This window comes from Sphingobacterium sp. InxBP1 (assembly GCF_026191775.1).
Lineage (GTDB): Bacteria > Bacteroidota > Bacteroidia > Sphingobacteriales > Sphingobacteriaceae > Sphingobacterium > Sphingobacterium thalpophilum.
Genome location: NZ_JAINDX010000043.1, coordinates 38,229 through 58,739 on the forward strand (window position 1 = coordinate 38,229; position 20,511 = coordinate 58,739).

At 44.1% G+C, this 20,511-nt stretch carries 12 protein-coding genes, 1 tRNA gene and 1 riboswitch; of the genes, 6 read left to right on the plus strand and 7 right to left on the minus strand.

What is annotated here, in order from left to right; all coding sequences use genetic code 11:
* Window positions 1-47: 47 nt before the first annotated feature.
* The 6 genes from K7A41_RS09685 to K7A41_RS09710 all read right to left on the minus strand — a co-directional run bounded on the left by K7A41_RS09685 (window position 48) and on the right by K7A41_RS09710 (window position 6,301).
* Window positions 48-1,499, minus strand: coding sequence for a bifunctional 2-methylcitrate dehydratase/aconitate hydratase (locus tag K7A41_RS09685; RefSeq protein WP_265713572.1), 1,452 nt, complete (start codon window positions 1,497-1,499; stop codon window positions 48-50).
* 66 nt (window positions 1,500-1,565) lie between these two features.
* On the minus strand, window positions 1,566-2,717 hold the full coding sequence (gene prpC / locus K7A41_RS09690) for a 2-methylcitrate synthase (RefSeq protein WP_028068327.1): 1,152 nt from the start codon (window positions 2,715-2,717) through the stop codon (window positions 1,566-1,568).
* Between the two features lie 120 nt (window positions 2,718-2,837).
* On the minus strand, window positions 2,838-3,719 hold the full coding sequence (gene prpB / locus K7A41_RS09695; RefSeq protein WP_028068328.1) for a methylisocitrate lyase: 882 nt from the start codon (window positions 3,717-3,719) through the stop codon (window positions 2,838-2,840).
* 244 nt (window positions 3,720-3,963) lie between these two features.
* A complete protein-coding gene (locus K7A41_RS09700; RefSeq protein WP_051606445.1) occupies window positions 3,964-5,277 on the minus strand; it encodes a PDZ domain-containing protein in 1,314 nt (437 codons plus the stop codon).
* Window positions 5,278-5,372: 95 nt separating this feature from the next.
* A tRNA-Leu gene (locus K7A41_RS09705) sits at window positions 5,373-5,452 on the minus strand.
* A gap of 114 nt (window positions 5,453-5,566) precedes the next feature.
* Window positions 5,567-6,301 (minus strand): SIMPL domain-containing protein, encoded by a 735-nt coding sequence (locus K7A41_RS09710; protein WP_265713574.1) that lies wholly within the window; start codon window positions 6,299-6,301, stop codon window positions 5,567-5,569.
* A 94-nt stretch (window positions 6,302-6,395) separates the two neighbouring features.
* Between K7A41_RS09710 and K7A41_RS09715 the strand changes: the two genes are divergently transcribed.
* The 6 genes from K7A41_RS09715 to K7A41_RS09740 all read left to right on the plus strand — a co-directional run bounded on the left by K7A41_RS09715 (window position 6,396) and on the right by K7A41_RS09740 (window position 17,965).
* Window positions 6,396-9,230, plus strand: a complete 2,835-nt coding sequence (locus tag K7A41_RS09715) for a prolyl oligopeptidase family serine peptidase (RefSeq protein ID WP_265713575.1) — start codon at window positions 6,396-6,398, stop codon at window positions 9,228-9,230.
* Window positions 9,231-9,401: 171 nt separating this feature from the next.
* Window positions 9,402-11,591: a glutamine synthetase III gene (locus K7A41_RS09720; protein WP_028068331.1), complete on the plus strand. Its 2,190-nt coding sequence runs from the start codon at window positions 9,402-9,404 to the stop codon at window positions 11,589-11,591.
* Between the two features lie 304 nt (window positions 11,592-11,895).
* On the plus strand, window positions 11,896-13,872 hold the full coding sequence (locus K7A41_RS09725) for an FUSC family protein (protein ID WP_265713577.1): 1,977 nt from the start codon (window positions 11,896-11,898) through the stop codon (window positions 13,870-13,872).
* Between the two features lie 125 nt (window positions 13,873-13,997).
* A riboswitch (SAM riboswitch) is annotated at window positions 13,998-14,110 on the plus strand.
* A gap of 255 nt (window positions 14,111-14,365) precedes the next feature.
* A complete protein-coding gene (locus K7A41_RS09730; RefSeq protein WP_265713578.1) occupies window positions 14,366-15,676 on the plus strand; it encodes an O-acetylhomoserine aminocarboxypropyltransferase/cysteine synthase family protein in 1,311 nt (436 codons plus the stop codon).
* Between the two features lie 27 nt (window positions 15,677-15,703).
* The gene (locus K7A41_RS09735; protein WP_265713579.1) at window positions 15,704-16,747 is read left to right on the plus strand and encodes a homoserine O-acetyltransferase family protein; all 1,044 of its coding nucleotides are present in this window, start codon (window positions 15,704-15,706) and stop codon (window positions 16,745-16,747) included.
* A 36-nt stretch (window positions 16,748-16,783) separates the two neighbouring features.
* A complete protein-coding gene (locus K7A41_RS09740; RefSeq protein WP_265713581.1) occupies window positions 16,784-17,965 on the plus strand; it encodes a homoserine dehydrogenase in 1,182 nt (393 codons plus the stop codon).
* Window positions 17,966-18,024: 59 nt separating this feature from the next.
* On the opposite strand, the gene K7A41_RS09745 is transcribed toward K7A41_RS09740, so the two are convergent.
* Window positions 18,025-20,364: a GH92 family glycosyl hydrolase gene (locus K7A41_RS09745; protein WP_265713582.1), complete on the minus strand. Its 2,340-nt coding sequence runs from the start codon at window positions 20,362-20,364 to the stop codon at window positions 18,025-18,027.
* Between the last annotated feature and the right edge of the window lie 147 nt (window positions 20,365-20,511).

A 20,511-nucleotide genomic window follows, 5' to 3' on the forward strand; every position in this document is an offset into this window, starting at 1 on the left:
CTATTGTTCTGTTATATGAAGAAACAACAGAACAATAGCTTTCTATACTACCGTGCGTAGAGGTCCATAAGTTCAGACACATCGAGGTCGATAAAGGTGTCATAATCCAAGGTAACTCCAAGCAGCTGTCTTTGCTGCTTTTCTGAAAATACACGAGCCAGATTGATTTTGTACTTTTCGATCAATTTGGGAATACCCTCTTCCCTACGTCGGGGATGTCCGATCGGATATTCCACGATCAACTCCGGCAATACCGTTCCGTCTTTCAGTTCGACAGTCAGCGCATTGGAAATCGCCCGCTTTTGCGGATCATGATAATCCCTTGTAAACTGGCTATCTTCGACACAGAAAATCCTATTGCGTAAATCATCGATACGTGGATCTGCTGCCACCTGATCTTCGTAGTCTTCTGCCGTCAGCCGTCCAAAAATTAAGGGTACAGCAACCATATACTGGATGCAGTGATCCCGGTCTGCAGGATTATGTAAAGGCCCTTTTTTGTCAATGATGCGAATAGCCGCCTCGTGAGTCCGAATCGTCACACGCGCAATATCGGCACTGTCTTTGCCAAAATTTCGAAGCTGTTGCTGCAGCTGTATCGCGGCTTCGACGGCCGTCTGTGCATGGAATTCTGCAGGGAAAGAAATTTTAAACAAAATATTCTCCATGACGTAACTCCCATATTCACGCTGAAACTTAAACACATTACCTTTAAACAAAACATCGTAAAAGCCCCATACTGGCGCCGTCAGCACCGAAGGATAACCCATTTCGCCTGTCTTTGCAATTAAAGCCAAGCGCACTGCCCGGGAGGTAGCGTCTCCGGCCGCCCAGGATTTACGGCTGCCAGTGTTGGGCGCATGCCGATAAGTGCGCAGAGCTTGCCCGTCCACAAAAGCCAACGAAACTGCATTAAGCAGTTCTTCCCGGTTTAGACCTAGCAATTTGCCCACAACAGCAGTAGAAGCCACTTTCACCAAAATCACGTGGTCAAGTCCCACTCTATTAAAGGAGTTTTCAAGCGCCAATACTCCCTGTATCTCGTGCGCCATGATCATCGCTTCAAGGACTGCTTTGGCTTTCAAGGATTGTCTGCCTTGCGCCATTTCCGTTCTACTGAACCAGTCTGCTGTCGCTAATATACCCCCCAGATTGTCCGACGGATGTCCCCACTCGGCCGCTAACCAGGTGTCATTGAAATCCAGCCAGCGTACAATTGTACCAATATTGAATGCCGCTTGTACAGGATCCAGCTGATAGTTTGTGCCCGGCACTTTAGCACCGTTCGGAACGATCGTCCCTGGAACAATAGGCCCCAGTAATTTTGTACAGGCAGGATAGGTCAGCGCCTCCAGACCGCAGCCGATTGTATCAAGAAAACAGTAGAATGCCGTGTGCCAGGCCCGCTTGCTTTCGATTTTATAATTCAGGACATAATCCACAATAGCCACCAGGACCTGGTCTGGCTGTGGTCTTTCATTGGTTAAGATTGCACTCATTATTATATTTCTGATCAAATAGTAGTAGTTAACTTACTTATTGCATTTTAAAGGGCGTTACGTATTCTATCTTTCGGCGATGGGCACATAAGTCCTATCGTCTGGTCCGATGTAATTTGCGCTCGGTCGAATTATTTTTCCATCTTGGCGCTGTTCAAATACATGAGCAGACCATCCTGTAATACGCGACAGGACAAATAAGGGCGTAAACATTTCCGTAGGAATGCCCATAAGATGATACGAAACAGCAGAATACCAATCCAAATTTGGGAACATCCGTTTCTCCTCCCACAGGACCTTCTCCAGACGCTCTGCAATTAAATAAAGATTCATATCGCCGGCCTCCTCTGACAGTTCCCTGGCGACCTGCTTAATGACCTGATTTCTTGGGTCTGAAATCGTATAGACAGGATGACCAAAGCCAATGATCACTTCTTTATTTGCCAACCTTTTACGGATATCCACCTCAGCTTCATCCGCATTGGCGTATCGGCTCTGAATCTCAAAGGCGACCTCGTTGGCCCCACCGTGTTTTGGTCCCCGCAATGCACCGATTGCGCCCGCAATACAGGAATACATATCCGACCCTGTGCCCGCGATTACCCTGGCGGTGAAAGTGGATGCATTAAACTCATGTTCGGCATATAAGTTAAGCGAAATCTGCATTGCCCTAACCCAGGACTCGGAAGGCTCCTTACCATGAAGCAGATGCAAAAAATGCCCTCCGACAGTTGTATCAGAAGTCTCTACCTGAATCTCGCGGCCATGTTGACTGAAATGATACCAATATAATAAAGCAGATGCCATGGACGCCATCAGCCGGTTGGCGATATCTCTGGCTCCAGCCAGCGGATGGGTCTCTTTTTCGGGATTTACACTGCCGAAAAATGAAACATATGTGCGCAGCACATCCATCGCGTGTGCGGTAGATGGCAATTGTTTTAATACTTGCTGTACCGTGATCGGTAGTCCACGCTGGCTTATCAACTGACTCTGATAGCTTGTCAGCTGGGCTCGCGTAGGTAAGCTTCCAAAAATCAACAAGTAGGCTACTTCCTCAAAAGTTGCTTGATGTGCAAGATCCAAAATATCATACCCACGGTAATGTAGATCATTACCACTTTTTCCAACGGTACTTAAGGCAGTATTCCCTGCTGCTACGCCAGAAAGTGCTACACTTTTCTTTGGTTTAAATCCAGTCTCTGTTGTCTCTTTCATTAGAATAAGTATTTGTAAGCGTGTCTATCCTATTGCAACTACGCCTTATCCTACTGCATGTATTGTCAGGTAAGGCGATCTCATTCCTTTATGCATTCCTCAATGGTCATACTGGCATGATTATGTCTTTTTATTGAATAGCTGATCCAATCTGCTTTCATAAGCATAGTAATCGATACTTCGATAAAGCTGCTCCCTTGTCTGCATCTGGTCCAAGACTGCTGCCTGGCCGCCATCTTTACGGATATGGTCATAAACATCACTCGCAGCTTTATTTGCTGCACGAAAAGCCGACAATGGATATAATACGATCGACACATCCGCATGACGGAGCTCATCGAGGGTAAAAAGCGGCGTCTGTCCAAACTCCGTAATGTTGGCTAGAATAGGCAGTCCTGTCGCCCTGCTAAACTGCATATACTGATCCAGATTATGTACCGCCTCAGCGAAAATAAAGTCAGCCCCCGCCTCTTTATAAGCCACAGCCCGGTCGAGAGCGAGTTCCAGCCCCTCGGATGCCAAAGCGTCCGTACGTGCCCCAATGACGAAATGTTCGTCAGTTCTCGCATCGACTGCAGCCTTGAGACGGTCTTCCATTTCCTGCTTAGAGACCAGTTCTTTTCCAGGACGATGTCCACAACGTTTGGCTCCTACCTGATCTTCCATATGTACTGCCGCGGCACCAGCTTTAACCAAGCTTCTTATCGTGCGTGCAACATTAAAGGCAGAGGGACCAAATCCGGTGTCTATATCTACCATCAATGGAAGCTTGCAAACATTTGTTATGCGATCTACATCAATCAACACGTCCTGCAAAGAAGTAATACCCAGATCCGGAACACCCAATGATCCGGCGGCAACACCACCCCCAGAGAGATAAATGGCTTTGAAACCCGCCTGCTCAGCCAAAAGTGCGTGATTTGCATTGATAGCGCCCACAACTTGCAGCGGTTTTTCTTCAGTGATTGCTTCCCTAAAACGGAAGCCAGGAGAGTGTATCATATCATAGAAAATTTGAAATTTCACCAGCTATAAATCTCCAAAGAAAAACGCCGGAGCATTTACAGACGGATATTTAAGTTTACGTTTAGCCATGGCAGCAACAAATACGCCATCTTAAAGATACCAATTATAATGGGATACAAAAAAAATTATTTTCTAAACTATCTTCTTTTTACAGAAGAAAATACGGCTATAAGGGGAGCCAACTTCTCTCGGACACTAAGCTAGCAATAAGCCTGCAAATTCAATTCGGGTGAAAAGGCAACGGATCTTTTAAATAAAATCTATATTCCAGTTGTTGTCCGTCCCTTTCTACTTTAAAACGCATCTCCCTGCCCTCCTCCGATTTAAAAAGCGTGTGTATGGATTCCAGTGAATACGAAGAGGCCGGCCGCCCGTTAATTTTCAGTAGTTTGTCGTCCGGCATTAAGCCAGCAATCGCCGCAGGCGAACCAGCGCGTACTGTCGCAACCTTATACAGATTTTTCAACACAAAGCGATATTGAACGCTGTTGCCCATACGCACCTCAGTGCCCCCATCTTTCTTTAAATAAACAGGAACTTCCTCCTTCTCATATTTAATACCATCGTGAACAATTTCCAGACCACTCATATTCAAATAATAGAACTTATCAAAATTTCGGTTTTTTTGAAGATAAATTACATGATTAGGATAATCAAAAACTACTTTAAAACGACGCAGCAATTCGTTGCCTACAGACCCTATGCGTTCGTTAACAAAGGTAGCATGTTGGGTCGAACTCAATTCCGGATAAGCAACCAAAGGATAGTGCATTGTGAAAGACCCCAGCTTTAGGGATTTAATCCGATTTCTTTTCCCGTAAATCTCCCCATTAAATCCCTGCCCGATATAGTCGTGTATAAATGGAGTTTTAATTACGAATTTTTCTACTTTTGAGGGAATTAGCATAAGTGCATCACTGTTGCCCATATCAATTAGTACACGCCCTTCGACAGCAACATCGTCCTGATCAAAAGCAATAGCTGCATAAGGTCTACTATTCAGAATATCGATCGGCACACGTTGCATCTTGTTCAGTCCTTTTGGATAAACCTCCTTTTGAAAGACGGTAATCCTATGCTTTAAAAAGTCCATTTCAATAAGGTGATCATTAAAAAAGCGGCTGCCCATGATGCCGTTGACCTCCACTCCGATGCGCGTAGAAATGTCAATATGTGCATTATTTAAAATATAAATGGGTTGATCTAGGTCTTCATATACACCTGCTATCGTAACCTGATTATTTACGGACAAGTAGCCATCCAGTCCTTCGTCTTTACCTAACCCCTGAAATTTGTTGACGAAAACAGCGCTATCAATGGATTTGAGGGTCTCACCGAATATCATGGTCTCTTTGACCCCCGTATCTAGCAGAAAGTTCATAGCAAATCCATTGACCACAACCGGTATGATCACTAAATTATGGACAAAAAGAAACGGAAATTTGGCACTCTTTTTTTCCTTCAGAACAAAACTGTCCTGTCCCCAGACCAATGCATAGCAGCATAGCGCAACCGACAAAAAAAGTGCTTTCATTCGAGTTTATATTTGGTATTTCCAATTTAAACAAGAATATCTGAAAATAAAAAGGTTTAGATAAAAAAAGCCCGAAACCATGTTTCGAGCTTTCGTACCCGGAGCCGGAGTCGAACCGGCACGGTTTCCCACTGGTGTTTGAGACCAGCGCGTCTACCAATTCCGCCATCCGGGCATATCCGTTTGGGATGATGCAAAAGTAGGTTTTTTATTGATAAGGAGAAAACTTTTTGAACAAATTTAACACCCTTAACAATAGTGCTCTGACATACAGCCAAATAATTTTAGGCTAATCACTGATAAAACTCGCCTTTACGGTTATATTCGCGGTTTTCTTACGCGAAGTCGTATTAAAGGCCCCACCCGAAGAATATTCTTCATTGTCATTTTGACCGGTGATCTGAAATATTCCGAGATCTGCTTTCACCAGATCGCCCAATGAAGCACTGGATTCTTTGGCAATATTTTCCGCACGCTGATGCGCATTTTTCGATGCTTGCGAAATCAGTTCCAATTTTAGGTCTTCCAATTTAGAATAATAATAATTTGGCGTGCTTGAACTGAGCTCTATTCCTTTCGAAATCAACGTGGAAATCTCCCGTGAAGCATTGTCAACTTTATTCAGATCTCTTGATTCTACACTTACGGTCTGCGACAGTGTATACCCCGAAAAGGTGTTATAACCATTCCCCTTACCATCCGTGTGGTATTCAAAATCTTTAGCAATATTGACCGCTTCAAAGCGAATTTCCTCAGGTTTTATTCCCTGTTGAACCAGAAAGTCACGTACCAGGTTACGATCTGTTGCCAACTGCGCAGACGCAGCACTTAATTCATAATTCTTTCTGCTGAAAGTAGCATTCCACTTGACCAGGTCTGATTCAAAATCCTTTTTTGCATTGCCATTGACCGTAATTGTCTGCGTCGATTTAAATTTATACCGATATGCACTGCCAAAAACCCATGCCGCCAACAAAATCACAGCGCCTGCTATGACCGAAACAATAATAGATGATGATTTCATAACCAGTTTTTTATGTATTCGTAACAATGAATATACCAAAAAAACAACGATGTTTTATTTTTTATGGATAAATTGCAGCAAAAAGTATTACGATATGAATAAAAGAAATATCTGTATCTCCTTCTGTTTTCTCGCTGCCCTCACGGTGCAAGCGCAAAAGAAACCTTTGGATCATACGGTATATGATAGCTGGCAGAGCATATCATCTCCTTACATCAGTAAATCCGGTAAATTTGTTCTCTTTCAAGTGATGCCTCAGGAGGGCGATAATCAACTATTTCTGAAAACAAAAGATAATAAAGAACTGATTCAGATCCCGCGTGGCTATAATGCCAAGCTCAATGACACGGAGAATCACCTGATCAGTTTGATAAAGCCGCCATTCGCAGCAATACGGGAAGCAAAAATCAAAAAGAAAAAAGCGGATGAGTTTCCAAAAGACTCTCTCGCAATCTATGATCTGACAAATGCATCGTTGATCAAGTTTGCTGCAGTCAAATCGTATAAAATTGCCGAAAAGAACAACAATTTCGTTAGTTTCCTTTTTGATAAAGAGACAGGAGACAAAACATTTTCAGCTAAAAGTACTGTAGATTCAGACCAAACCAAAAAACAAAACAACGACAAGAAGAAAAAAACAGTTGCAACGCTGACTGTCTATAACCTTGTTTCGGGAGACTCTCTACAATTCTCTTCGGTAGACCAATATGCATGGAATAAAGATGGGACTAAGCTCGTCTTCTCGAAAAAAACCGATGTTAAAGACAGCCTATCCAAGGAATCAGGCGTTTATTTATACGACGTTGCAAGTAAAAATTTAAAGAAAATATCAAACGGAAGGGGCGAGTACAAAAACTTTAGCTTCGACGAGGCAGGCAACCAGCTGGCTTATCTTGGGGATCTTTCCAAAGAAAAAGCATTGGTAAAAAATTATAATCTCTATTATTACAGTGCTAGTGCTGGTGTAGACACCGCTCAGTATCTAGTGACCAAAAACAGCAGTGGTATGCCTGCAAATTGGGCGGTCAGTGGCGATGGGGATATACGATTCAGCAAAAATGGTGAAAAGCTGTTTTTCGGCATTGCACCAGTTCCTCGCGTCAAAGATACCACGCTCGTCGAATTTGAACACGCTAAAGTCGATGTCTGGAGTTGGCAGGATGACTATCTGCAGCCCATGCAGCTAGTCAATTTAAAGAAAGATCTGTCCAGGAACTTTCTGGCGGTTATCTATCCCAAAAACAGCCGTTCCGTCATACCGCTCACAGACGAGACCTTTAACTCTACCTCCTTAACGCACGATGGCAACGCAGAGTACATGCTGGCACGAACTGATTTCGGTAAGCGCATCGAAAGTCAATGGAAAGGTGGCACAAGAGATGATATCTATCTTGTTTCAACAAAGACCGGCCAGCGGGAGCTGATCCTCTCCAACTTCTCAGGATACGCCACATTGAGCCCTGACGCTAAATACATCTTGTATTTTGACCGCGACAAAGGCACATGGAATTCTTACCAGATAAGCTCTAAAAGAAAATTTGTATTGACAGAGGGGATTCCAGCAGCCTTCGCTGATGAGGAGAATGATATGCCCACCCAAGCAGAAAGCTACGGTATGGCCGCCTGGACTCCAGATTACAAAGGTGTTTACCTCAATTCACACTATGATATCTGGTTCTTTGAACTGGATGGCTCAAAAAAATCCATACTCACCAATGGCTATGGAGCGGCTTCACGCACAACGCTCCGCTATCTACCCCTACAAAGGGAAGAAGAACGGGACCAGCCGCTGATTCTCGATTATAAAAAAGGCGGTTTGCTCACTGCCTTTGACAACAAGACAAAAGAAGCTGGCTTTTACCAGTTCAAAGGACAGCATAACGATCCCAAAAATTTGCTTGTCGAAGCCAAGACGTTCAGAAATATAAGTGCCTCCGCTGATCTGCAGACGATTCTTTACAGCAAGGAGGATTATGCAAATTCACCCAATCTGTATACGAATACGATCAAATTAAACAACGAACTACAATTATCGGATATCAATAGACAACAGGCCAGTTACAATTGGGGAACAGCAGAACTTGTGCACTGGACGACGCCAGCCGGCCATCAGGCTGAAGGTATTCTTTATAAGCCGGAAAACTTTAATCCGGCGAAGAAATATCCGGTCATCGCCTATTTTTATGAGAAACTGTCAGACGGGCTTTATACGTATCAGCCGCCCGCCCCTACTCCTTCACGGCTAAACATCCCATACTTTGTCAGCAACGAATATTTGGTATTCGCTCCCAATATTAGCTACGAAACCGGGTATCCTGGAAAATCGGCTGAAGAATATGTTAATTCGGGTATGCGGCATCTTGCCCAAAACCCTTGGGTCGACAGTACCAAAATGGGTATTCAGGGGCAAAGCTGGGGCGGCTATCAGGTCGCACACCTCATCACCCGGACAAATATGTATGCTGCCGCATGGGCAGGTGCTCCTGTAGTGAATATGACCTCAGCATACGGCGGCATCCGCTGGCAGTCGGGTATGTCACGGCAATTCCAGTATGAGCATACCCAAAGCCGTATCGGCAAGACATTATGGGAGGCGCCTGAACTCTACATCGAAAACTCACCGTTGTTCCATCTGAACAAGGTCAATACACCGGTTGTCATTATGGCTAACGATAACGACGGTGCCGTGCCTTGGTATCAAGGAATAGAAATGTTCACCGCATTACGCCGCTTAAATAAGCCTGTTTGGATGTTAAATTATAATGGCGATGAGCACAACTTGATGCAACGCCAAAACAGAAAAGACATCCAGATTCGCGAACAGCAGTTCTTCGACCATTATTTAAAAGGGGCTCCCGCCCCCAACTGGCTGAAGAAAGGTGTACCAGCAACACTAAAAGGAATAGACTGGGGTCTGGATTACAAGTAAAAACGATAGAAAGAGGTCAATTTTAACAAATCGACCTCTTTTTTTTAACACAACAAGCCCAGAAAGTCATATTTTTTCAAAAAAAACATAAAAAAATTTCAGTTTTCCATAAAAACACAATATTTTTGAAACACAAAATCAACAAAACTGTAATTTAATTATAAAATACAAATGTCGAACCTAAGATTCAAAGCAGTAGAAGCAGCAGGATCACGCCTGATTGCTCCATTTGAAAAAGTTGAAACTAAAAAAGCAACTGACATCTACGGAAAAAACGTGTTTTCCGTAAACAAAATGAAAGACTACCTTCCTAAAAACTCATATAAGGAGTTAGTTGCATCTATTGAAGAGGGACAGATTATTTCTCGTGATCTTGCTGAGCACATTTCTCAGGCCATGAAGACATGGGCACTTAATCACGGCGTGTCTCATTACACACACTGGTTTCAACCTTTGACTGGTTCGACAGCTGAAAAGCACGATGCATTTTTTGAACCTGATGATGACGGAGAAGCGATCGAAAAATTCACGGCCGATGCTCTGGTACAGCAAGAGCCCGATGCTTCTTCATTCCCTAACGGTGGTATCCGCAATACTTTTGAAGCTAGAGGATATACCGCATGGGATCCTTCTTCCCCAGCGTTCATTTATGAGACAGGCGCAGGCAAGACTCTTTGTATTCCTACTGTTTTCGTGTCCTATACAGGCGAGTCTCTCGATTACAAAGCACCTTTATTAAAAGCCATCAACGCGGTCGATAGAGCAGCGACGGATGTTGCGCAATACTTTGACAAATCCGTCACTAAAGTAAACGCTTCACTTGGTATTGAACAAGAATACTTCTTAGTAGATCTTTCCTTATACAATGCCCGTCCGGACCTTCAGTTAACTGGCCGCACATTATTTGGCCATATGTCAGCCAAAGGCCAGCAATTGGAAGACCACTATTTTGGAGCTATCCCTGAGCGTGTACTGGCATATATGGTGGATCTCGAAAACGAAGCGTTAAAACTAGGCATCCCTCTAAAAACACGTCACAATGAGGTTGCGCCGTCTCAGTTCGAATGTGCGCCAATGTACGAAGAAATCAACTTGGCGATTGACCACAACCAATTATTGATGAACGTCATGGAACAGGTCGCTTTAAGACATAACTTTAAAGTCTTGTTACATGAAAAACCATATTCAGGTGTAAATGGCTCCGGCAAACACAACAACTGGTCGTTAATCACCAACACAGGTGTTAACTTGTTATCTCCGGGCAAAACGCCAAAAAATAATCTGATGTTTTTGACCTTCTTTGTCAACACCATCAAAGCAGTATACGAGCATGCAGATCTGCTGCGTGCTTCCATTGCCAGCGCGAGCAACGACCACCGTCTAGGCGCGAATGAGGCTCCGCCAGCCATCATTTCGATCTTCTTGGGTTCCCAACTGGATGAGCTATTGGAGGAAGTGGAATCTGCACGTGTAGCCAAAAAAGTAAAAGCTGAAGCGAATTTATGGCACGGTATTCCGAAAGTTCCGGAACTAAAATTAGATAATACAGATCGTAACCGTACTTCACCCTTTGCCTTTACCGGTAATAAATTTGAGTTCCGCGCCGTAGGTTCTTCTGCGAATTCAGCGTTGCCAATGACGGTATTGAATGCGATCGTCGCAGCGCAGCTTATCGAATTTAAGGCTGAAGTGGACAAACAGATCAAAAAAGGCACGAAGAAGGATCTGGCTATTCTCAATGTTGTTCGTAAATACATTAAGGATTCAAAAGCGATCCGTTTTGAAGGAAATGGTTACAGCGAAGAATGGGAAAAAGAAGCCGCTGCACGTGGTCTTTCTAACATCAAATCTACTCCTAAAGCCTTAGACGTCTATGTGAAAGAGGAATCATTGGCGTTGTTCGAATCACTGGGCATTTATTCAAAACGCGAGTCAGAAGCCCGTCACGAAATTTTGCTGGAAAACTTCTACAAGAAACTTCAGATTGAGGCACGTGTCATCGAAGAGATGGTCAATAACCAGATCGCACCGGCATGTTTTAACTATCAAAACGAACTTATCGAAAATGTGAAAGGCCTAAAAGAACTTGGCTTGGCAAAATCAGCATATAGCTCCCAGCTGAATTTCATAGAACGCATTTCCACGCATGTAAATACGATCCTTGAGCAAACTGAGGCGATGCGTCAAGAGCGTAAAAAAGCAAATCAGATTGAGGATGTACGTGAAAAATCAATCGCTTACGATGAGCTGGTCAAACCTTATTTTGATGTGATTCGCTACCACGTCAATAAACTCGAAAAAATCGTGGATGACAAAAAATGGCCTCTGCCTAAATTAAGAGAGATCTTATTCTTAAGCTAATCTTCATCATAATTTAAAACACGAAGAGCATCCAAGGGATGCTCTTCGTGTTTTAAGAGACCGCTATCAGCTGCTCCCCCGCCTTATTCCGTCGCCATTTGCGGTGACGGACACAGTTTATACTCGTTCGCTACACGCATACACATCAAAATAAAAATTTAAAAAAACTAGATAAACCCAAACAAATAAAATGTTTGTGAAAAATATAAAGTATTTTATTTGTATTTTTGTCGCATTAGTAATAAACTGATTGATGAACTTTGTATTATTGAAAGAGAGATGCTATCCGATTTGTAGCCAAGTTATGCGGTTCGTTCAAGGCGAGCATAGTGGTGACGCGCTGCGCAATGTATCGATCAGTATTTTGCCGAGCTTGGCAATTTTCGTAATGGGAGCTTCGGCCAGTACTGCTATCGGCATTGGCGTGGGATCTTTGTTAACCACATTGACCGATCCGCCCGGCAACCGAAAAGACAAGCTGGCTTCCGCAGCCATCTGTATCCCGACCTTTTTTGTTGCTTCGCTGCTAACGGCTTATCTATTTCCTCACCATTGGCCATTAGTCATTCTGCTTGCAATAGCTGGATTCGTCTTTACCTTATATGGTTTATTTGGTCCACGCTATGCTGCAATAGGCAATATGACACTCATTTTAATGAGCTTTGTTATTGGTCTAGCACCAAAGGATCCGCTAACCGTGAGTCTACAAATTACCAGCGGTGCAACGATTTATTATTTTTTTAGTCTCCTACAAGCTTATGTACATCCCTATCGGTCATTAAAATACGCCATGTCCAATGGCTTTAGAGGTTTATCTCAATTTTTGCTTGTGCGCACCCAATCCTATGATCCGGCTATCCCGCTCGAAACGACTTATAGTCGCGTTGGAAAAGTCCACAGCCAGATCAGTGAACAGCAGGAGTTGATCCGTTCTCTGCTGTTCCGCGAACAAAAAATCATCGGGCAGCAGTGGCACAAAAGCAATTATTGGCTCAGTCAGGTTTATGGCTTGATCGATCTGCATGAATTGATTACCGCACTGGACCACGACTATGATTCCATACGGAAAAACCTTTTGAATACTGGCAGCCTGCCTTTGATCCGGCGTGCCATTCAGGTTCTGGCAGTAGAAATAGATAGCTTTTCCCAGCCCAAAAAACGGTTTCGATATGCACAGCAGCTTTACTATAATAATGTTAAACTTGGAGAAATCCTTGCCGAACTCACCGGAATACAGCAGCAGCAAAGCGGAACTGCTCGTGTCATTCTTCGATCGATTATCAATAACATGCAAGCCATTATCGAAGTGCTCGGCCGCATTCAAGTGGCTTTCTATCAAAATCAGCAAATCCGGGACAGCATAGACAGCACAGAATATCAGCAATTTATCAACCGTCCCCTGAATAGCCCAAGCGGTATAAAAAGTCAGCTCCACCTCAAAAATCCCTTGTTTCGCTTCGCTCTGCGGATGGCTTTGCTTTTTGGTGCCGGCGCGTTAATTGGAACACTTTTGCTGGATTTTAAGTATACTTATTGGATCCTGTTGACTGTTGCAATTGTCGCAAGGCCCGCTTTCGCAATGACCAAGACCCGTAATATTGAGCGAATATTGGGGACAGCTTCAGGTATTTTAATCGGGATACTCAGCCTGACCTATTGTAAAAACCTTTCCATATTGCTTGTTCTTTCAGCAATGGGGCTTTTTGGCTTTTTCCTGTTCAACCGTTCCAACTATATGGTGAGCGTCATTTTTATTACATGGGGTATTGTTATCGCGCTCAATTTATTTGAAGGTAATATCGATGTGATACTGGGCAGCCGTATGATATTTACGCTGATGGGCGCGCTACTTGCTATCGCTGGCTACTTTTTAATTCCGGTACGCCAAAGCTCCGGCATGATTCAGCTGGCCAAAGATGTGGCAGATTTCAACCAGCAGTATTTTCAGATCATCAATAAAAGATTGTCGCACAATCTACAGAGCACGTTCGATATCCGCTTAGCCCGCAAAAAAGCACAGACCGCCATGGCTCAGTTTTCAGAAACCATCTCTCAACTCAAAAAGGAACCGGAGAAAAAATGGATGAATTGGACGCATATTCACCATTTTCAGGCGCTCTCATATCGTGTCAATTCGCATTTGGTCGGCCTATCCATTTCACTGGGTAAGACCAACAATGACAACTTGCACGACGACATAGAGGCCAGAATCAATGAATTAAAACCTTTATTAAAGGATCTGGAACAAACGGCCACACAGCTCCAAGCAAGCAAAACTTAACACGGAAATGATTCCTGAATTAATTAAAAATTGTTTTTCTTTTGCATTAATAGAAAAGAAGTTTATATTTGTATTGTCTTCTGAAGAAGATTTCTAATCAACACCTCCCTTAATCAGCAGGTCTTGATTTATAAAGAAGTGGCGAGAGACTGGCTCTATGACCCACTGGCAACCTTCAATTTGGTTGAAAAGGTGCCAAATCCTGTCCAAAACAATATCGTTTTGGAGCATATAAATGAAATAAGACAATGATTATTACATTACAGCAAACTATCCACACTTTAGGTTCCTATGAGACGAGCCTATTAACAACGAAAGAAGTACAACATCGCATTTCTATGGCTATGCGAATGCGTATGCATATGCACCTTTCAGCTTGTTAAGAATCATTTCCTCTTTTCTGGATAACGATGTTAACAGACCTGCCTGACGGGTGTGTATGCTTCTATTTACCTTATTAATAATTTTTTTGAAACCTTAAATCCGAAATATTATGTCTACAAAAAAGAATTTAAAATTTGAAACACTACAAGTTCACGCTGGCCAAGTGGCTGATCCAACCACCGGATCAAGAGCTGTACCTATATATCAAACAACCTCATTTGTATTTGAAAATGCCGAACATGGCGCTAATCTGTTTGCGCTGAAACAGTTTGGTAATATCTATACACGGATCATGAACCCGACAACCGATGTCTTCGAGCAACGCATTGCTGCGCTGGAGGGGGGCGTCGCAGCTGTAGCTGTCGCTTCCGGACAGGCTGCCCAATTTATCGCGCTCACCAATATTCTGGAAAGTGGTGAAAACTTTGTTGCTGGTTCCAACCTCTATGGCGGCACCTTCAACCAATTCAAAGTATCGTTTAAACGGCTAGGGATTGAAGCGCGCTTCGCCGCAGACGCAGAAGCAGATAAGATCGAAGCATTGATCGATGACAAAACTAAAGCGATCTATGTGGAAACGATTGGTAATCCCAGTTTTAATATCCCAGATTTTGAAAAGATCGCCGCTGTGGCCAAGAAATACGATCTGCCACTCATCGTTGACAATACCTTTGGGGCAGGCGGCTATTTATTTAAACCGCTCGAGCACGGTGCTCATGTCGTTGTTGAATCAGCGACCAAATGGATCGGAGGCCATGGAACAAGTATTGGAGGTGTCATCATCGACGGAGGTAATTATAATTGGGGAAATGGCAAGTACCCTCAGTTTTCTGAACCATCCGAAGGTTACCACGGTCTGGTATTTTCGGAAGTATTTGGTGAAAAAGGCCCTTTTGGCAATATTCAGTTCGCTATCCGCGCGCGGGTTGAAGGATTACGTGATTTCGGTCCAGCACTTTCGCCGTTCAACTCCTTCCTTCTTTTACAAGGACTTGAAACGTTATCTCTACGCGTACAACGCCATGTGGACAATACACTGGAAGTAGCCAAATGGCTTGAGGCTCACCCACAGGTGGAAAAGGTAAATTATCCGGGCCTGAAAAGTTCCCCAAGTTTTGCCAATGCGCAAAAATATCTGAAAAATGGTTACGGCGCGGTCCTGTCCTTTCAATTGAAAGGTGATGCCGCTCAAAAGGCAAATGATTTTATTGATAGCCTCGAACTGATCAGCCATCTAGCCAACGTCGGAGATACCAAATCACTGATCATCCACCCTGCAGCAACGACACACCAGCAGCTTAGCGAAGCCGAACAGGCAAATGCAGGTGTATTTTCTGGCCTGCTACGGTTATCAGTAGGCATTGAGCATATCGATGACATTAAAGCAGATCTGCAACAGGCATTCGATAAGATTAAATAACAGATACCAGACAAAATAGAAGTATACATGAGCAGGCATATTTATCAGCATTCTGAACCTTTCGTTTTTGAAAATGGAAGGGAAATTGCCGATTTACAGATTAGTTATGAAGCATTTGGCCAACCCAATGCCGAACACAGCAATGTCATCTGGGTCTGCCATGCCCTGACAGCAAATGCTAATGTTTTCGACTGGTGGCCCGGACTCTTTGGGACGCATGATCTGTTTAATCCCAATGACTATTATATCATCTGCGCCAACGTCATTGGCTCGCCATACGGCAGCAGCAACCCCTTGTCGGTCAATCCGGATACGGGTCAGCCCTATTACCTCTCCTTTCCCGAGTTCACCGTAAAAGACTTGGTGAAGGCCCATCAGCTGCTTGCAGCACATCTGGGAATTAGCCAGATTGAGATTTTGATCGGGGGCTCTCTTGGTGGCCAACAGGCGTTGGAATGGGCAGCATCCAGGACGATCAGCATTAAGCAACTTATTGTCGTGGGAACCAATGCGGTGCACTCTCCATGGGGGATCGCCTTCAACGAGAGCCAGCGTCTTGCCATTACCGCAGACCGCACCTTTTATGCCAACCAGCCTGATGGTGGCATAAAAGGGCTTAAAGTAGCTCGCTCGATCGCCTTGCTATCCTATCGCAACTACCATACTTATAATCATACACAACGCGATACCGACGACAGCAAACTGGGAGCATACAAGGCATCCTCCTATCAGAATTACCAAGGTGAAAAGCTGGTCAGCCGGTATAATGCCTACAGCTATTTTTACCTCACAAAAGCCATGGACAGTCACCATCTCGGCCGTGGCAGAACATCGGTGGAAGCTGCCTTGGCAAACATAGAATGCCCAACCCTGGTATTAGCAGTCAACAGTGACCTTCTGTTCCCGCCTGAAGAACAGAAGTTTATCGCCAGACACATCCCAAATGCCCATTATCAGGAAATCGAATCCACATTTGGCCATGACGGATTTTTAATTGAAACGGCAAAACTGACGACAGCAATTGCCGAATTTTTAAAGAACAAAGAAACGCAAATCAGCGAATTAGTATAAGAGCAATAAAAAAGATAAGAGAACTTAAGAAGAGATATGAGTAATAAATTAACGATAGGGATGTTTGGATTTGGTGTCGTGGGCCAAGGTCTTTACGATATCATCAAAACCAAAAATCTGAACCTGGAAATCAAAAAATTCGTTATTAAAAATGCCGACAAAAAGCGCTCACTACCAGCAGATCTATTTTCAACAGATCCCGAAACGATTTTGGCCGATCCTGTAATCAACACTGTTGTGGAACTGATCGACGACGCGGATGCGGCCTATAAGTTAACTGTGCGCGCCTTAAAATCAGGTAAAAATGTGGTCTCAGCAAACAAAAAAATGATTGCCAGCCACTTAGAGGAACTGGTAGACATCCAGCAGGAATACGGTACCAGCTTACTTTATGAGGGTGCCGTATGCGGCAGTATTCCAATTATCCGTAATCTTGAAGAATACTATGACAACGAGCTTCTACATTCCGTCAGCGGTATCTTCAACGGGTCTTCGAATTATATCCTTTCGAAAGTTTTCAATGAAAATCAGCAATACGCAGATGCGTTGAAAAAAGCACAGGAGTTGGGCTTTGCCGAAACAGATCCGACTCTTGATGTCGGCGGGTATGATCCCAAATTCAAAGTCTGTATCGTCGCATCCCATGCCTATGGCATCTATGTCAGACCTGACGACGTCTTCAACATCGGGATAGACAAACTAGGACAGCAAGATATTCGATTCGCCAAAGAAAAGAACTTCAAAATTAAGCTAATTCCTACGGCCAGAGAAATCGATGGGGACAAAGTCGTGCTCTACGTACTGCCAAGGTTGGTAAGCAAAGAGAGCATGCTGTATAACGTGGAAAATGAGAACAACGGCGTTTTGGTTAAAGCTGCATTTGCAGACGAACAATTTTTCTATGGTAAAGGTGCCGGCGGCCATCCTACCGGATCCGCGGTGCTATCAGATATCGCGGCACTACGTTATGGCTATCGTTATGAATATAAGAAGCATTTAACATCCAATGCGCTACAGTATAGCCAGGACTATCTGCTTAAAGTCTATTTGAGATATGAAGATGACCTGCTCATTGAGAAATTAAATTTCAGCGAGATTACGGAAAGATATTACGCGGCAGACTTCAAATATGTTATTGGCTATATCAACCTTCAGCAAATTGCAGCCCATAAGGCTGATCTGAACAAAGAAGGCAATTTCATTGCGGAGATCGCGTAGGCAATCAACAAACCAACCTACCTTAAGAATAGCCCCAAGGGGCTATTCTTGTTTATATTCTACTTACCCGCTGCATTGTTCTTGAGCTGCACCTGCAGCACACCTCCCTTTCGTAGTTCTTGAAAAGGAAGCTCCCAGCTGGCCCAGCTCCTGTTGTTCAGCCGGATTCGGTCGACATAGAAGCTGTCTGGCCCATCTTTTTTGACCTCGATAATAAACGGCTGTCTGGACTGCTTCCCTGGCAACTGTATGGTAATGCGGTCAAATAAGGGTGCTCCGATCTGGAAGGCTGGATTTTCGGTGGTCAAACTCCGGACGTCGAACAATCCCATGCTCGACAAAACATACCACGCACCTAATTGCCCCTGGTCTTCATCTTGTCCATAGCCATAACCATGCGTGGCTTCAACACCATAGAATTCATTACATATGGCGCGAACCCATTTCTGGCTCAAATCCGGTCTGTTCGAAAAATAAAACAGCCAGGGAATATGCAAATTCGGCTGATTACCATGATTATATAGACTCTGGATTCCCGCAAAGGCATCAATATGCGTGCCGCCACCAAAGACATGCTTTTGCGACACCATAAATATACTGTCGAGACGATGGTTGAATAGGTCTTTGCCGATCTGCTGAACTAATTCCCCGGGCACATGGGGCACATAAAAGGTATACTGCCAGGCGTTCCCTTCCTGAAAACCACGCCAAGGCTCATACGGATTAAAATTTGCTATAAAACTTCCTTTGTTGTCCCTCGGACGTATAAATTTGGTTGATGGATCATAAAGAACCTTCCATGCTTCGGACAATTTGCGGAATTGAGTGTAATCTGCATCACGTCCCAATGACTTGGCAAATTGCGCAGCTGCTGCGGCCGAAAAGGCATATTCTAACGTGTGCGATGCGCCAAACGGAGATCCAGCAGTTAATAGTTCAGGACTTCCAGTTTCATCCGCTATATAAGGTGAATATCCCTTCTCCACAAATACCCCCACATCCAGCTTTCCCGCACCCGGGATACGCCCATTGGATTCGAGCTCATTTTTTCGGACAGCTTCATAGGCGAGGTTGACATCGTAGTTTCGGATCCCCACATTATAAGCAGCAGCTATCGCCAGTCCCGTAAAGTTGGTCCCCACACCAGATACATATTTACTGTTGGCAATTCCATCACCAAGCCAGCCTGCATCACGGTATACCAGTAGTTGACTCTGTATCCAATCATTGTAGTAATCTGGATAAGCAATGGACCAAAGCTGGGTTAAATTCCAGAACGCACCCCAGATGGCATCCGTATTGTAGTGATGGTGGACAGGCTGTCCCTGCGCATTTAAGGCGATCTTTCCTACCGAACCATCATTTTTTGGATATGAGCCGTTTACATCACTCGCCAGTCCGCGCCCGAGCAGAGCATGGTACAACCCCGTGTAAAACTTGACGCGATCTTCAGGTTTTCCCCCTTCTACGATGATACGCCCCAACGCCTTGTTCCAAGTATCGAGCGCCTGAGATTTAGCCAGATCAAAACTGAGCTTACCAGCTTCCTGCTGAAGATTTAATCGCGCATGATCGACGGAAGTATAAGATAGCCCCGTTTTAATCTCAATGGGTTCACCTGCTTTGGTATCAAATTGCAGATACATGCCGCTTCCCGCCCCCTGTATATCTTTCCGCTGCGAAAAAGTCAAGCTATCCCTAAAGGCACCAAAAGATTTGGGCGCTTTACTCAATTCCGCAAAGAAGTACATCTTGATGCTGGCACCAGGCTGATATTTTTGTACATAGACCGGATTTGTTTCGACATAACCCCAGATACGTTGTTTGTCATAATGTACAGCTGCGTCCACAACGGGGCCGCTTTCCCCCATAATATGTCCGATATCAAAAATAATATTGGCCGCATCGGTTTGAGGAAAAGTATATCGGTGGAATCCAACGCGCTTGGTTGCCGTCAGTTCGGCCAGGACAGCATAATCTTTTAGTTTGACGCGATAATAACCTGCTGTGGCAAATTCGTCGGCCTTATCAAATGATGAGCGATAACCACTATGAGGAATATCCAGTTTCCCCGGCACAGTCCTGATTGGGCCAACAGTAGGTGCGAAAACAATGCCGCCAATCTGAAATTCATGAAAATTAGCAAAACCCTCTATGGACCTGTGACGGTCGTCGTACCCAACGGCTTCCCATCCGGACTTATTGCCGTAGCTGCCGTTGGTACTGGGAGCTACCTTAGCCATACCAAATGGTAGTGCTCCGGGAGTATAAAAAAAATAACGGCTATGGACAGATCCAAGATTGGGTTTCACCCAGGAAACCAGGTCACACTGCTGTTGTCCGCTGACATGGGCTGCAGCAAATAATAAAAATAAATAAGTAATAAGATGTTTTGCCATCGTTGTCAATTAGGTTTACAAACAAACTTACAAAAAAACAAAGAATGTATGAACATATTGACAGTAATAAATCGGGAATAGACGACCGCCCCATTATTAAGCACTTCGCGGTTTCAATAGCATGAACAAATTCAACTCGCTGCTCCT

Bases quoted from the DNA above. Each gene is read 5' to 3' on its own strand.
- K7A41_RS09685 (WP_265713572.1), bottom strand. From the start codon at position 1,499: ATGAGTGCAATCTTAACCAATGAAAGACCACAGCCAGACCAGGTCCTG.
- prpC (WP_028068327.1), bottom strand. From the start codon at position 2,717: ATGAAAGAGACAACAGAGACTGGATTTAAACCAAAGAAAAGTGTAGCA.
- prpB (WP_028068328.1), bottom strand. From the start codon at position 3,719: ATGATACACTCTCCTGGCTTCCGTTTTAGGGAAGCAATCACTGAAGAA.
- K7A41_RS09700 (WP_051606445.1), bottom strand. From the start codon at position 5,277: ATGAAAGCACTTTTTTTGTCGGTTGCGCTATGCTGCTATGCATTGGTC.
- K7A41_RS09710 (WP_265713574.1), bottom strand. From the start codon at position 6,301: ATGAAATCATCATCTATTATTGTTTCGGTCATAGCAGGCGCTGTGATT.
- K7A41_RS09715 (WP_265713575.1), top strand. From the start codon at position 6,396: ATGAATAAAAGAAATATCTGTATCTCCTTCTGTTTTCTCGCTGCCCTC.
- K7A41_RS09720 (WP_028068331.1), top strand. From the start codon at position 9,402: ATGTCGAACCTAAGATTCAAAGCAGTAGAAGCAGCAGGATCACGCCTG.
- K7A41_RS09725 (WP_265713577.1), top strand. From the start codon at position 11,896: ATGCGGTTCGTTCAAGGCGAGCATAGTGGTGACGCGCTGCGCAATGTA.
- K7A41_RS09730 (WP_265713578.1), top strand. From the start codon at position 14,366: ATGTCTACAAAAAAGAATTTAAAATTTGAAACACTACAAGTTCACGCT.
- K7A41_RS09735 (WP_265713579.1), top strand. From the start codon at position 15,704: ATGAGCAGGCATATTTATCAGCATTCTGAACCTTTCGTTTTTGAAAAT.
- K7A41_RS09740 (WP_265713581.1), top strand. From the start codon at position 16,784: ATGAGTAATAAATTAACGATAGGGATGTTTGGATTTGGTGTCGTGGGC.
- K7A41_RS09745 (WP_265713582.1), bottom strand. From the start codon at position 20,364: ATGGCAAAACATCTTATTACTTATTTATTTTTATTATTTGCTGCAGCC.